This is a genomic window from Rhodococcus sp. MH15 (genome assembly GCF_019266045.1).
GTDB classification, from domain to species: Bacteria; Actinomycetota; Actinomycetes; order Mycobacteriales; family Mycobacteriaceae; genus Rhodococcus_F; species Rhodococcus_F qingshengii.
In genome coordinates this window covers 462,162-475,205 of sequence record NZ_LPNP01000061.1, presented here as the reverse complement: position 1 = coordinate 475,205, position 13,044 = coordinate 462,162, and the positions used below count along the sequence as shown (strand labels likewise).

The 13,044-nt window shown below is 63.3% G+C and carries 15 protein-coding genes; 9 read left to right on the top strand and 6 right to left on the bottom strand.

Annotated elements, in window-relative coordinates; translation table 11 throughout:
* Positions 1 to 3: 3 nt before the first annotated feature.
* Complete coding sequence (gene cei / locus ATN37_RS10155; protein WP_003942618.1) at positions 4 to 687, bottom strand: envelope integrity protein Cei; 684 nt, start codon at positions 685 to 687, stop codon at positions 4 to 6.
* Positions 688 to 1,220: 533 nt separating this feature from the next.
* Between cei and ATN37_RS10150 the strand changes: the two genes are divergently transcribed.
* Complete coding sequence (locus ATN37_RS10150) at positions 1,221 to 1,523, top strand: DUF4193 domain-containing protein (protein ID WP_003942593.1); 303 nt, start codon at positions 1,221 to 1,223, stop codon at positions 1,521 to 1,523.
* Between the two features lie 80 nt (positions 1,524 to 1,603).
* Here the strand turns inward: ATN37_RS10150 and ATN37_RS10145 are convergent, their stop codons facing one another.
* Entirely contained in the window at positions 1,604 to 2,101 is a 498-nt protein-coding gene (locus tag ATN37_RS10145) for a DUF3093 domain-containing protein (protein ID WP_003942596.1), read from the bottom strand.
* A 41-nt stretch (positions 2,102 to 2,142) separates the two neighbouring features.
* On the opposite strand from ATN37_RS10145, the gene dut reads away from it, so the two are divergent.
* On the top strand, positions 2,143 to 2,637 hold the full coding sequence (gene dut / locus ATN37_RS10140) for a dUTP diphosphatase (protein WP_003942635.1): 495 nt from the start codon (positions 2,143 to 2,145) through the stop codon (positions 2,635 to 2,637).
* A gap of 3 nt (positions 2,638 to 2,640) precedes the next feature.
* On the top strand, positions 2,641 to 3,480 hold the full coding sequence (locus ATN37_RS10135) for a DUF3710 domain-containing protein (RefSeq protein WP_003942585.1): 840 nt from the start codon (positions 2,641 to 2,643) through the stop codon (positions 3,478 to 3,480).
* 11 nt (positions 3,481 to 3,491) lie between these two features.
* Here the strand turns inward: ATN37_RS10135 and ATN37_RS10130 are convergent, their stop codons facing one another.
* The gene (locus ATN37_RS10130; protein ID WP_065352419.1) at positions 3,492 to 4,217 is read right to left on the bottom strand and encodes an alpha/beta fold hydrolase; all 726 of its coding nucleotides are present in this window, start codon (positions 4,215 to 4,217) and stop codon (positions 3,492 to 3,494) included.
* Between the two features lie 138 nt (positions 4,218 to 4,355).
* On the opposite strand from ATN37_RS10130, the gene ATN37_RS10125 reads away from it, so the two are divergent.
* Positions 4,356 to 4,730 (top strand): OB-fold nucleic acid binding domain-containing protein, encoded by a 375-nt coding sequence (locus ATN37_RS10125; protein WP_003942613.1) that lies wholly within the window; start codon positions 4,356 to 4,358, stop codon positions 4,728 to 4,730.
* 52 nt (positions 4,731 to 4,782) lie between these two features.
* Positions 4,783 to 5,496, top strand: a complete 714-nt coding sequence (locus ATN37_RS10120; protein ID WP_003942611.1) for a DUF3159 domain-containing protein — start codon at positions 4,783 to 4,785, stop codon at positions 5,494 to 5,496.
* Here ATN37_RS10120 and ATN37_RS10115 read toward each other — a convergent pair.
* The 3 genes from ATN37_RS10115 to ATN37_RS10105 form a co-directional block, all read right to left on the bottom strand.
* Positions 5,489 to 5,782: a GNAT family N-acetyltransferase gene (locus ATN37_RS10115; RefSeq protein WP_007732853.1), complete on the bottom strand. Its 294-nt coding sequence runs from the start codon at positions 5,780 to 5,782 to the stop codon at positions 5,489 to 5,491. The two genes, ATN37_RS10120 and ATN37_RS10115, sit on opposite strands and share 8 nt — an antisense overlap.
* A 33-nt stretch (positions 5,783 to 5,815) precedes the next feature.
* Positions 5,816 to 6,478, bottom strand: a complete 663-nt coding sequence (locus tag ATN37_RS10110; RefSeq protein WP_003942632.1) for a TrkA family potassium uptake protein — start codon at positions 6,476 to 6,478, stop codon at positions 5,816 to 5,818.
* 86 nt (positions 6,479 to 6,564) lie between these two features.
* Positions 6,565 to 7,230: a TrkA family potassium uptake protein gene (locus ATN37_RS10105; protein WP_003942587.1), complete on the bottom strand. Its 666-nt coding sequence runs from the start codon at positions 7,228 to 7,230 to the stop codon at positions 6,565 to 6,567.
* Positions 7,231 to 7,401: 171 nt separating this feature from the next.
* On the opposite strand from ATN37_RS10105, the gene ATN37_RS10100 reads away from it, so the two are divergent.
* The 4 genes from ATN37_RS10100 to ATN37_RS10085 all read left to right on the top strand — a co-directional run bounded on the left by ATN37_RS10100 (position 7,402) and on the right by ATN37_RS10085 (position 13,008).
* On the top strand, positions 7,402 to 9,396 hold the full coding sequence (locus ATN37_RS10100) for an APC family permease (protein ID WP_007732857.1): 1,995 nt from the start codon (positions 7,402 to 7,404) through the stop codon (positions 9,394 to 9,396).
* A 48-nt stretch (positions 9,397 to 9,444) separates the two neighbouring features.
* Positions 9,445 to 10,713: a class I SAM-dependent RNA methyltransferase gene (locus ATN37_RS10095; protein ID WP_050656625.1), complete on the top strand. Its 1,269-nt coding sequence runs from the start codon at positions 9,445 to 9,447 to the stop codon at positions 10,711 to 10,713.
* A 154-nt stretch (positions 10,714 to 10,867) separates the two neighbouring features.
* Positions 10,868 to 11,356 (top strand): MarR family winged helix-turn-helix transcriptional regulator, encoded by a 489-nt coding sequence (locus ATN37_RS10090; RefSeq protein WP_003942624.1) that lies wholly within the window; start codon positions 10,868 to 10,870, stop codon positions 11,354 to 11,356.
* Between the two features lie 5 nt (positions 11,357 to 11,361).
* Entirely contained in the window at positions 11,362 to 13,008 is a 1,647-nt protein-coding gene (locus tag ATN37_RS10085; protein ID WP_007732863.1) for an MDR family MFS transporter, read from the top strand.
* Positions 13,009 to 13,044 lie beyond the last annotated feature (36 nt).

The following is a 13,044-nucleotide window of genomic DNA, read 5'->3' as shown; positions in this document are numbered from 1 at the left end:
TTGTCAGCAGCGCGCCGTGCGCGCTGCTTTGAGCAGTGCGATGTCCATGGGGGCGACTTCGGCGTTTGCGGGCTGCTCGGCCAGAGCATGCAAGATCGCGGTGGCGTCGGTGTTGGGGGTCAGGGCGCCCTTGTTGTACGTGCCGAGAGCCAGGTCGACGGTGTCGTCGCCGCGGCCGTCCTGGACCAGTTCGGCGCAGGGGGCGACCAGCCAGACGGAACTGGCGGCGGCGAGGCCGTTCGCTCCGAATCGGATCTGACCCTGGCACTCCATGTTCTGGTCGACGTAGACGGGGTCGTTTCCGACCTGGACGTCCGGCGCGCTGGAGAAGCCGAACTCGCTCAGCTGCGCTGCCACCTGGGCCGCCTGACCGTGTTCACCGTTGGCGTTGAACACACGAACCTTGGTGGCGGCGAGGGGAGCGGGATCCACGTCGAGCAGCTTCGAGCGGTCGACGACGGTTCCCAGCGGTAGTGGCGCCGCTGCCGAAGGATCGGACGAAGGTTGCGGCAGGTTGCAGGCGACGGTGTCACTGACTTCCGCCTCGGCGCTCAGGATGCGGACCCACAAGACACTGCCGATCAATGCGAGTACCGCGAACACGGCGATCACCGGCCACGCGCGCCGACGGCGGAACGGACGTCCCTGGTCATCGGTAGAGCTGCCTTCGGTGATCAGAGAAACCACGGTATCCCTCGACTTTCTTGACGAAACTTCTACTTCGCCATCGGGCCGAGCGGCGCCGGCATGACGTTCGGTGCCTACCTTAGAGGGCCTGTGTGACGAGACAGCCGAAGCGAGGCTCGACGCGTCGAGTCCTTGTCGATTGCGAAACGGCAGTTGGCCGATTACCGGCCTGTTTCTACCCGGATTCGGCCCGAAAACATCGTGGAAAGGTCACAGCTTGCTCTTGCCTTGGTGACAATTCGCAGTCATTTTTCGGAAATTTCCGATTCGGTTACTACTTTCGTGCTCACGTCGGCTACTGTCTGGCGGCCCAGGTCGTTCAACTGGGCATCGGCCGGACGCCGAAATGACAACCAAATGAGGCGCAGATCACGTTCTCGGAAGGAACTTCCGGGCACTAATTCCAGTCCTGCAGCGTTATGCAGCGACAGGGAATGATCTGGATGCCACGGCGGTTTCCATGCGCATCAAGGATCTACCGGATTCTCGGCGCACACGGGACCGGGATACACGAAGAGGATGGGGTAGACGAGATGGCAACTGACTACGACGCACCGAGGCGTACAGAGTCCGACGAGGTTTCGGAGGACTCGCTCGAGGAGCTGAAGGCGCGACGCAACGAAGCGCAGTCAGCCGTCGTCGACATCGACGAGACGGACACCGCGGAGTCCTTCGAGCTGCCGGGTGCCGACCTTTCCGGCGAGGAACTCTCGGTTCGAGTTGTTCCGAAGCAGGCAGACGAGTTCACGTGTTCGAGCTGCTTCCTGGTTCATCACCGCAGCCGCCTGGCCAGTGATGCCAACGGACAGCTCGTATGCATGGACTGCGCTGCCTGATCTCCCTTCCCGGTGGTCGACCCGTCAGCGCGAGGGTCGACCAAGGGTCGGGAAGTACTGCTTTGCTGTGACCGCGCTGGTCAGAGATCCAGCGCAGCCAGCAGATCAGCGGGACGACGTGTGCTCACCAACCAGTACGGCGTGGGATCCTCCGGGTCGTCGAGCACGATCAACACCATTGTCTTTACCCATGGGCGATGCTGGACGAACGCCGACGGATCGAGTTGGCGCCCCATCGCAGCACTCTTCGCGGACGCCGGCACTGCTGCCGCCCGTGAAATCAATTCGACCGGCAGGTGGGCTCTACCCACATGCAATTCCTTCACCCCTGCTGTCTCCACCACCTCGACGCGCATCCGGCTGAGCCAGAATGCCGCCCAGATCGGGATCGGGAGTAGTACGACGTACGCCAGGTACGAGAGAAGCCCCGGGCGGCCCATGTGGACCTCGGCCGCGAGGAGTCCGGCTACGGCCAGCCCGGCGATCCACCACCAGATCGGCACCCACAGGCGCTCGGAGTACAGCGTCGTGGACGGGGGCGTTGTGGTGGCGACGTCAGGTCGAGATGTTTCGGGCACCTGTCAAGGATAGTCCGTCGCTACGAGTAGTCTTGGCCCACGTGAGCGACCATCTCTCCATCGCCTTGAAGCGACTGGATCCAGACCTGCCCGTTCCACAGCGTGCGCATCCCGGAGATGCGGGTGTGGATCTGTGCTCCACCAGCGACGTCACCATCGAGCCCGGCCACCGAACACTGGTCGGAACGGGGATCGCGATCGCTTTGCCGGTGGGCACCGTCGGGTTGATCCATCCGCGTTCCGGACTCGCCGCCAAATCGGGACTGTCGATCGTGAATGCGCCCGGAACCGTGGACGCGGGATACCGGGGCGAACTCAAGGTCTGCTTGATCAATCTCGATCCGGCCACAGCCATCGACATCCGCCGCGGTGACCGAATCGCTCAGCTCGTGGTTCAACGAGTCGAACTTCCGGTTTTCGAGGAAGTCGAATCGCTGGACGACACGACCAGAGGAACCGGAGGCTACGGTTCCAGCGGCGGGCACGCGATACTCGATACCGATGCGCCTGGCGCGGTAGTCGGAGAGGGAGTCTGAATCATGTTCGGACGCAAGAAGAAGACAGACGTCGACGAGGAAACCACCAGCTTCTTCGGTGACGAGAACGACGAGTCGGTGGAGATCGACGAGGTCGAAGACGATCTCGAAGTCACCGGCGACGAGTTCGGTGACGAATCGGAAGGCCCTTACGACATCTCGGAGATCGATTCCGACGATCCGACGGCAGGCCGTGACGGTCAGCGTCTTGATCTCGGTTCCGTTCTGGTGCCGATGCCGACCGGCGGGCAGTTGCAGGTCGAGATGGCGCCCAACGGTTCGCCGCAGGCCGTGCACCTGGTCACCGAGCACGGCCGCATCACGGTTGCTGCCTACGCCGCCCCGAAATCGCCCGGTCAGTGGCGTGAGGTCGTTGCCGAGCTCGCGCAGTCGCTTCGCGACGACAATTCCGCGGTGAGCGTCGAGAACGGCCCGTGGGGCCGTGAACTGGCTGCTGTGACGGCCAACATGGACCTGCGGTTCATCGGCGTCGACGGTCCCCGGTGGATGGTGCGCTGCGTGGTCGCGGGTCCGAGTGGATCCACCGCCGCGAACGCTCCTCTGGTGGCAATCGCACGGGACATCTTGCGTGACACCGTCGTCAACCGAGGATCAGAGCCGCATCCGGTGCGGACACCGCTGCCCGTGGTGCTCCCGCAGGTGCTCGCCGAGCAGTTGGCGGCCGCACACGAGCAGCAGTTGGCGGCAGCGCAGCAGCAACAGGTCGCCGCCCAGCAGCAACAGCAGTCAGCACCGCCCGCTCCGCCGGCACCTCCAGCACGGCCGACCCCGCCGCCTCGTAGCGGCGAATCCGGTTCTGCCATGCAGCAATTGGGTCAGTAACAGAATTTTCTTCAGGCGCTCGCGGTGGTATCGGATTCGATCGCCGCGAGCGCTTTGATGCAGGTGGACCCGAGAACCGCGGGGTCGCGCCCGATCATGTCGAGCGTCGTCGTGGCGACTGCGCCGCGGGGGAGTGAAGCCGCCCAGGCCTGCGCCACTGACGCGGGATGAACCGGATCGTCCACCGCCGACGCAATGCCGACCGGAACGCCCACCGCCCGTAGCGCGCTCTCGCCGAGTGAGTGGTACGACGCCGCCTCGTCGAGCGCAGCCGGGAGATCGGGCCACTGAGAGCGCCAGGAGCGCTCGAGTTCGGCTCCGAGCCACGCCGGACTCGACGCGAGCATCGCAGCGATCACCGACTCCAAGCCTTCGGAGCGCAGTTGCCCGGCGGTGAACCGCGCGCTCGCTGCTGCGGGGGCGTCGTCGGCCGAGCCCGTCCAGGCCGGAAGCGCTGCCAACACACTCACCGTTCGATCGGGATTGTCGGCGGCCCACTGGAGTGCAACGGCCGCTCCGATCGAGACCCCTCCGACGATGATTCGGCCGTGCGTGTCCGCGGCTCTGTCCATCGCGTCCAGATAGCCGTCCACGACACGCCGAGGGTCCGGTTCAATTGCGATGATGCGCACACCCAGAGCCTCCAGCGGCGCCCGGAATGCGCGGTCCGCGAAGTGGGCGTCAGAGCCTGTACCTGGGAGAACGACGGCAACGGTCGCCGATTCAGAGTTCTGCATCTCTTGATCTTGCCCGGTGCCCCCGAGACGCGGACTGACCGGTGTGGTTACACGCTCGTAATGGGTCTACAGTGGCGATCACACAGCCCTTCACGTGACGCGAAACCCTTGCGTCACACATGTTCGCAGGAGCGCGCAATGGCACCCGCCGCCGCAGGATATTTTCGTCGACTGACCCAGCGTCTGACCGAGGACGTCGACCAGTTGGACGCCCAGGAGATGGCCGAGTCCAACAAGGCTTCCGGAGGTCAGAAGGCATGCGATTGTCGTCGCGGTGAAGAAGTCACGATGGTGGGCCGACTCCGCAGCGTCGACGCGTGTCCCAAGTCGGGAAATGCCAGTATCGAGGCCGAGTTCTTCGATGGCACCGAGGTGATCAATCTCGTCTGGATCGGGCGTCGCCGGATCCCGGGAATCGAGACCGGTAAGACCCTGCTGATCCGCGGTCGTGTGGGCGAGCGTGACGGTCGCAAGGCGATCTTCAACCCTTACTACGAACTGCGCGGCGAATAGGCGCGTTTCCCGCATTTACCGTGCAACTCGGTGACTGTGGCACCCTCGACAGGTGACTGAAACACAACAGCGATCGGTAATCGACCAACTCGGCGGGCTGAGTGGTCTGATCTATTCGTCTTTGCCGATTCTGATTTTTGTCCCGGTCAACAGCATCTGGAATCTCACCGCGGCAATCTGGGCCGCATTGGGCGTCGCTGTCGCTATCGCGGCCTGGCGCCTCTTCCGCAAGGATTCCCTCCAACCCGCTATTTCCGGTTTTCTCGGAGTCGGAGTTTCCGCATTCATCGCCTACCGCACCGGCGACGCCAAAGGATATTTCCTCTTCGGTATCTACACGAGCCTCGCCTACGGTGCGGTCTTCCTGATTTCGATCCTCGTACGCTGGCCCCTCGTCGGAATCATCTGGGGCTATCTCAACGGGCACGGCAATCTCTGGCGCAAGCACAGCTCCGCCGTCCGGCTCTACGACGTCGCGACGGCAGCGTGGGCGTTGGTCTTCGGTGCGCGGTATCTCGTTCAGTCACAGCTCTACGACACCGACCACACCGGATGGCTCGCAGTCGCGCGTATCGGCATGGGTTGGCCGTTGACCGGTTTGGTGCTGCTCGTGACGGTCTGGGCTGTGCGTAAGGCCGATCGCATCGTCGAGCCTGAACCGGTTGTGGAGCCCGAAAGCAGCGAGCCCACCGCCACGGACGCAGGGTCCGAAGAGGTGGGCTCGGTGAATCTGACGAAGCCGCGCGAAGACCGAGATCTCAGCTGATCAGGTCCTGGTACTCGGGGTGCTTGTCGAGGAACTTCACGACGTACGGGCACACCGGATGAACCTTGAGGCCGCGTGCTCGTAGGTCGTCCAGAGCCTGGCGGACGAGAATCCCGGCCAATCCGAAACCTTCGAAGGCGGGGTAGATCTCGGTGTGGTTGAACGAGACGACGTCACCGGAGGTGGTGTAGTCCTCGATCCCGGCGAGGTCGCCGTCGGCATGGATCTCGTACCGGCTCTGGGCCGGATTGTCGGTGACTACGGTGTTTTCGGGCGCTTGTGCCATGTGATTCCCTTTCGTCGTCAGTGTGTTCGTCGGTCAATTCTCCAGGCGGAGTGCAACGCGCAACTGATCCTCGGCGTCGACGGCCGCAACGAAGAGCAGTTCGTCCCCGCCTTCGATGGGATCGTCCATCTGCGGGACGATCACGCGTCCGCCACGCAGGATGGTGACCAGTGCGCAGTCTCGCGGAAGTTCGAGTTTCTTGACGGCTTTTCCGGCAAGAGGTGTGTTGTCGGGCAACGTGATCTCGACGAGGTTGGCCTGTCCCTGCCGCAATGTCATCAGTTTGACCAGGTCACCGACCGAGACGGCCTCTTCGACGAGCGAAGCGAGCATCCGCGGTGTCGAGACGGCGACGTCCACGCCCCAGGACTCGTCGAAGAGCCACTCGTTGCGGGGATCGTTGACGCGGGCGACAACTCGGCGAACACCGAACTCGGTTTTCGCGAGCAGACTGAGGACCAGGTTTGCCTTGTCGTCTCCGGTCGCGGCAATCACGACCTCGTACGACTCCATCGACGCGTCCTCGAGTCTGCTGAGTTCGCAGGCGTCCGCGTGCACCCACTTCGCCTCGGGCACCGACTCCGGTTCGATGTGATCGAGTTTGCGTTCGATCAGCATGACGTCATGTGAGCTTCGAATCAGCTCTCGCGCAATGGAACGGCCTACGGCGCCGGCTCCGGCGATGGCGACCTTCATCGAGAACTTCCAATCACGTTGTAGTGCAACACAGTCGCAGTCTTGTTGTGGGGGGCGGCGTACGGATCAGTCATCTGCGGCCTCCCTCAGTCGTCGCTCGGCGGCGGGTTGCCGGCCAGTGCGACAGCTTCGGCGACGGTTCCCGACACGGCGGCGATGTAGACCTGATCGTCGGCCTGGATGACAGTCTTGCGGTCGGGGAGAATGCCGGTCCCGAAGCGGATGATGAAGGCGACTCTCGAACTGGTCGCGCCCTCGAGGAGCGCGATCGGCTTGCCCGCCCAATCCTCGTGCAGGGCAAGTTCGGTGATGGCGACAGTGCCCGAAGGATCGCGCCACTTCGCAGTCTGACTTTCCTTGGTCAACGTGTGCAGGAAACGATCCGTCGACCACGGCACGGTGGCGACCGTGGGAATGCCGAGTCGCTCGTAAACGGCGGCACGCTTGGCGTCGTAAATACGTGCGACGACGCGTTCGACGCCGAAAGTCTCGCGTGCGACTCGCGCTGCGATGATGTTGGAATTGTCTCCCGAGGACACCGCGGCAAAGGCGTCGGCCCGCTCGATTCCCGCCCGGACCAGCACGTCACGGTCGAACCCCATTCCCAGAACCTTGGTTCCCGGGAAGTCGAGATCGAGACGCAGAAACGCACTCTGATCGCGGTCGATGACGGCGACCTCATGTCCGATCCTGGTCAGAGACGCGGCGAGGGAAGAACCCACTCGACCGCACCCCATGATGACGACATACACGCCCTACTCCGTTCATGGACCCTCATGGCGCGATTGCACGCCGAATCGAACGGTACAGCCCCTCACGGGAAGAGCAAGTACAACGGTCGCTCGCGTGCCGGTTGTCACGACAAAAGGTGAAGTTGGGGCTCTGATGACTCCGAATCGGGCGAGACGGCTTACGCTTTGCACGTGTCTAAGCTCTCGACCGCTACCAAGCGGCTCCTGCTCGGTCGGCCGTTCCGAAGCGACAAACTCGGGCACACGCTGCTACCCAAGCGAATTGCACTACCGGTCTTCGCGTCCGACGCGATGTCGTCCGTCGCGTATGCCCCCGAAGAAATCTTCCTGGTTCTCTCCGTCGCGGGTATTTCCGCGTATGCGTACACACCCTGGATCGGATTGTCCGTCGCCATCGTCATGGCTGTGGTGGTGGCGAGCTACCGCCAGAACGTCCACGCATACCCCTCCGGTGGCGGCGACTACGAGGTCGCGACGGTCAACCTCGGCCCGACCGCCGGTCTGACCGTCGGTAGTGCGCTGATGGTCGACTACGTGCTGACGGTCGCCGTGTCGATCTCGTCGGCGGCGTCGAACATCGGCTCGGCTCTGCCGTTCGTCGCGCAGCACAAGGTGTTGTTCGCGGTTGCGGCGATCGTGTTGCTGACCGCGGTCAACCTTCGCGGTATCCGTGAATCGGGGACCGCGTTCGCAATTCCGACCTACGCATTCATCGTCGGCATGTTCCTGATGCTCGGGTGGGGATTCTTCCGGATCTACGTCCTCGGTGAGGATGTGCACGCGGAATCGTCGTCGTTCACGCTCAACGCCGAGGATTCGCATCTGTACGGAATTGCCTTCGCGTTCCTGATCGCCCGCGCATTCTCCTCGGGCTGTGCCGCACTGACCGGCGTCGAGGCCATCAGCAACGGCGTACCGGCGTTCCAGAAGCCGAAGTCGCGCAACGCTGCCACGACCTTGCTGCTGCTCGGGTCGATCGCCATCGTCCTGCTGATGGGCATCATCATCCTGGCTCAGAAGATCGGCATCGTCTACGCACACAATCCGCAGGAACAGCTGGTCGGAGCGCCGGAGGGCTACCATCAGAAGACCTTGATCGCGCAGATCGCCGAAGCCGTGTTCAGTGGTTTCCCGATCGGTTTCTTCTTCATGGCGATCGTCACGGCACTGATCCTGGTTCTGGCCGCGAACACCGCGTTCAACGGATTTCCGGTACTCGGATCGATCCTGGCGCAGGATCGGTACCTACCGCGTCAGCTGCACACGCGCGGCGACCGACTGGCATTCAGCAACGGAATCCTCTTCCTCTCCGGTGCTGCCATCGCATTCGTCGTGGTGTTCGGCGCCGAGGTCACCAAGCTCATCCAGTTGTACATCGTCGGCGTCTTCGTCTCGTTCGTGCTCAGCCAGACGGGCATGATCAAGCACTGGACTCGGCATCTGAAGTCCGAGACCGACAAGGCGCAACGGGCCCGTATGCAGCGCTCGCGAGTGATCAATTCGATCGGTCTGGCAATGACCGCCACCGTCTTGATCATCGTTCTGATCACCAAGTTCGCTGCCGGCGCATGGATCGCCATCGTCGCGATGGTCGCGATCTTCATCGTGATGAAGATGATCCGCAAGCACTACGACAGCGTCGCAGCCGAGCTCGAGGAGCAGGAGTGGGACGGCGTACTGCCCAGCCGCACGCACTCGATCGTGCTCGTCTCGAAGTTGCACATGCCGACGATGCGAGCTCTCGCCTACGCGCGAGCCACGCGACCGGACACCCTCGAAGCCATCACGGTCAACGTCGACGAGCCGGACACCCGTGCACTCGTGCGTGAGTGGGAGAAGAGCGACGTGACGGTTCCGCTCAAGGTGATCGAGTCGCCGTACCGCGAAATCACCAAGCCGGTTCTCGATTACGTCAAGCGTGTACGACGCGATGCTCCGCGTGACGTCGTCACCGTCTTCATTCCCGAGTACGTCGTCGGACACTGGTGGGAGCAGATCCTGCACAATCAGAGCGCGCTTCGTCTGAAGAGTCGTCTGCTTTTCCAGCCCGGCGTGATGGTGACCAGCGTTCCGTGGCAGCTGAGTTCGTCGGCAAAGGCGAAGCCGCTCGACATCGAGAAGACCGCAGGTGCCACGCGTCGCGGTTACGACACCGGCGAGAAATGATCACCGGCGAAAAATGATCGGCAACATCGAAATGGCAGGCGTAGTTCGTTGAGTGAGAATTGGACCGGACAGACCTTCGAGGTCGATCTGGGCAACCCCGGTCACGGCGGGTTCGTCGTCGCCCGGCACGAGGGGCGGGTCGTGTTCGTCCGTCACGGTTTGCCGGGGGAGCGTGCGCTGGTCCGGGTGACCGAGGACAAGGGCGGATCGTTTTGCCGCGCCGACGCGATCACCGTTCTCGACGCTTCTCCGCATCGGATCGATCCGACATGCCCGATCTCCGGCCCGGGCGGGGCGGGCTGCTGCGACTACTCGCATGCGGATCTGAGCGTCCAACGTGAGATGAAGACCTCGGTCGTGCGGGAGCAGCTTCTGCGACTGGCTCGTGTCGAATCGGACGTCGAGGTAGAGGAACTGCCCGGAACCGGAGGCGGAACGGGTTGGCGCACGCGAGTCCGGTTGGCGGTGGACGGGCACGGTGTCGCCGGATACCACGCGTACCGCAGCAACCGGATCGTCACAGACCTGCGGTGCACCCAGATCGATCAGAGCGCGTACGACGGTCTCGGCGGTGCGCAGTGGGCGCCAGGTAGCGAGCTGCAGGTCGTTCTCGACGCTGCGGGCGAGCGGCACGTCGTGGAAATCGCGGCACCCGCGGTGTCCAAGACGGGACGGCGGACGCCCGGGCGACGCGGCGCGATGGCACGCCGAGCGGCAAGCGGCGGCCCGCGAAAGACCCGAGTTGCCATCGGATCGGACACAGTGACCGAGCGCGTCGGCAGTCGAGAATGGGCGCTGGCCGCGACCGGTTTCTGGCAGGCCCATCGCGGCGCTGCGGCCGCGTACTCACAGGTGGTCGGGGAGTGGGCCGGAGCCGCTACCGCGGACACGGCCTGGGATCTCTACGGCGGTGTCGGCGTGTTCGCAGCTGTGCTCGCCGAGCTTGTCGGGCCGTCCGGCGTGGTGGAGTCCGTCGAATCTTCGGCGCGTGCAGTCGCGGACGGGCAGGCAGCGCTGTCCGATCTCGGTCAGGTGCGCTTCCACAGCGCCCGCGTCGAGAACATCATCGCGGATCTGGAGCGTTCGCCTGCTGTCGTCGTGCTCGACCCGCCACGTGCGGGGGCCGGCCGTCCGGTCGTGGAAGCTCTCGCCTCAACGGGCGCTGAGCGGATAGTCCACATCGGGTGCGACCCGGCGTCGTTCGGTCGCGATATCGGCCTCTACCTGGAGCAGGGCTTCAGAATCGGTGGCCTCCGGGCGTTCGACGCGTTCCCCCAGACTCACCACATGGAGTGCATCGCGCTCCTCGAACGCTGAGACGTCCCGAAATCTTTCCCTGAAACGGTGTGACGCTTCTCGCGTTCACAACAGTTGCTTGCATTACGCAACTAATCGTATAGTTTCGTTCTGCAAGTAGTTTTCCGTTTTCAAGTCACGGCTCGTTCGGGCCACTCGAATTCAGGGGTAGGCAATGTCGGTACAGCCGGAGACGGCCCAAGCGCTCGTCGACACGATCTTCATGTTCGGCAGATCGCTGCGAGCCGCGGTCACCACCGGTGCAGACAGCCTGCTGCCGCCTGCGCTGGTCAGTGTGTTGTTCATGCTGGCGGCGCGTGGGGAGTGCCGACAGAACGAATTGGCCGTCGATCTGTGTGTCAGTCAGTCGTCGCTCAGCCGACAAATGTCGGATCTGGTCGACGCTGGGTATGTCGAGAGAAATCCCGATCCGGCTGACAAGCGGGCGTTCCGCATCCGAGTATCGGAAGAGGGACACGACGTTTTACGGAGAACCACGCAGCGGCGTGCGGCGCGTTTGCGCAACATGCTCGAAGACTGGAGCCAGGAAGAGGCCATGGCCGCAGTGACATCGCTGCAACGTCTCAACGAGACGTTCGGCGCATCGAATCGGCAGGCCTCACCGGCAGTTCCGCACACGGGCGTAGAAAGTATTGGGAGATAAGGCACATGGCAGCAACAGTAGGAGAAACCCGGGCAAGTACCGGAGGTGACGGATCGGCTCGCGAAGCGGGCGCGATGACTCACCGCGAAATTCTCGAAGCACTCACCGGACTCATCGCAGCGCTGTTCACCGCGCTGCTCAGTAGCACCATCGTTTCCACAGCGCTTCCCACGATCATCGGTGAACTGCACGGAACTCAGACGCAGTACGCCTGGATCATCACGACAGCGTTGCTCGCCACCGCGGCGTCGACGCCGATCTGGGGCAAGCTTGCCGACCTCTACAACAAGAAGGTCCTGGTCCAGACCGCGATCGTCATCTTCGTGATCGGCTCGGTCATCGCCGGCGCGGCGCACAACGTTCCGTTGCTGCTCGGTGCGCGTGTCATCCAGGGCATCGGTATGGGCGGTCTGACCGCTCTCGTCGTAGCCATCATCGGCACGATCATCCCGCCGCGAGATCGCGGTCGCTACTCCGGATACATGGGTGCGGCCATGGCCGTCTCGATGTCCGGTGGACCGATCCTCGGCGGCGTCCTCGTGGACACTGCCGGCTGGCGCTGGTGCTTCTACGTATGTGTTCCGCTGGCAGTCATCGCATTGTTCCTGCTTCAGCGCACACTGCACGTCGAGACCGTGAAGAAGGACAACGTCTCCATCGACTGGATGGGCGCCACCTTGCTCACCGCCGGTGTCAGCGTCCTGCTGATCTGGGTTTCGTTTGCCGGTCAGGACGACTACTACGCCTGGTTCTCGAAGGAGTCGGCCTTCTTCGTCATCGGTGGTCTGGCCCTGCTCGGCCTGACGATGTTCGTCGAATCCAAGGTCAAGGATCCGATCCTGCCGATCAAGATCATCACCGAGCGCACAACGGCTCTCGCGATCATCGCCTCGATCGCAGTTGGTGTCGGCCTCTTCGGCGCGACGACGTTCCTGACGCAGTACTTCCAGACCGCACGCGGATTCGATCCCACCGAAGCCGGATTGCTCACCATTCCGATGGTCGCAGGCATGCTCGTCGCCTCGGTCGGCTCGGGCCAGCTGATCACCAAGTTCGGTCAGTGGAAGCCCTTCATCGTCGCCGGCGCAGTTCTGCTGCTGGTCGGTTTCGGGCTGCTGTCGACGATCGACCACGCAACCAGCCTGTGGACAATCGGAATCTTCATCGCCATCGTGGGTCTCGGTACCGGCATGCTGATGCAGAACATCGTTCTCGCCGTGCAGAACACGGTCAGCGTCGAGAACATCGGCGCGGCCAGCAGTATCGTGGCGTTCTTCCGCACCTTCGGCGGCGCGATCGGCGTGTCGGTGCTCGGTTCGATTCTTGCGACCCGCGTCAAGACACTGACAGTCGATTCGGTCTCCACCTTGCCGCCCGAGCAGCAGGCAGTAGCTGGAAAGAGCCTCCAGGACGGCCTCGACCTGAGCAATATGCCTGACTTCGTCTCGCAGATCGTTCGGTTCGCCTACGGCGACGCAACAGGACGGATCTTCCTGGTCGCAGCCGTCGTCGCCGTGGTCACGCTCGTGTCGGTCATCTTCATCCCGAACCGTCCGTTGCGCACCACCATCGACATGGCAACCCCCGACGCCGAGCAGAAGTTCGAAGAAGAACGCGAAGAGAAGAACGAGGAGAAGAACCTCACTCGCTGATCCGCAAGCCCGGCTGGTCTACTGCCGGCCGCGTCT

Excerpts from the sequence above, each read along its gene's own strand:
- ATN37_RS10115 (WP_007732853.1), bottom strand. The coding sequence starts at position 5,782 with ATGGCACAAGCGCCCGAAAACACCGTAGTCACCGACAATCCGGCCCAG.
- ATN37_RS10130 (WP_065352419.1), bottom strand. The coding sequence starts at position 4,217 with ATGCAGAACTCTGAATCGGCGACCGTTGCCGTCGTTCTCCCAGGTACA.
- ATN37_RS10110 (WP_003942632.1), bottom strand. The coding sequence starts at position 6,478 with ATGAAGGTCGCCATCGCCGGAGCCGGCGCCGTAGGCCGTTCCATTGCG.
- ATN37_RS10135 (WP_003942585.1), top strand. The coding sequence starts at position 2,641 with ATGTTCGGACGCAAGAAGAAGACAGACGTCGACGAGGAAACCACCAGC.
- ATN37_RS10125 (WP_003942613.1), top strand. The coding sequence starts at position 4,356 with ATGGCACCCGCCGCCGCAGGATATTTTCGTCGACTGACCCAGCGTCTG.
- ATN37_RS10085 (WP_007732863.1), top strand. The coding sequence starts at position 11,362 with ATGGCAGCAACAGTAGGAGAAACCCGGGCAAGTACCGGAGGTGACGGA.
- ATN37_RS10150 (WP_003942593.1), top strand. The coding sequence starts at position 1,221 with ATGGCAACTGACTACGACGCACCGAGGCGTACAGAGTCCGACGAGGTT.
- ATN37_RS10090 (WP_003942624.1), top strand. The coding sequence starts at position 10,868 with ATGTCGGTACAGCCGGAGACGGCCCAAGCGCTCGTCGACACGATCTTC.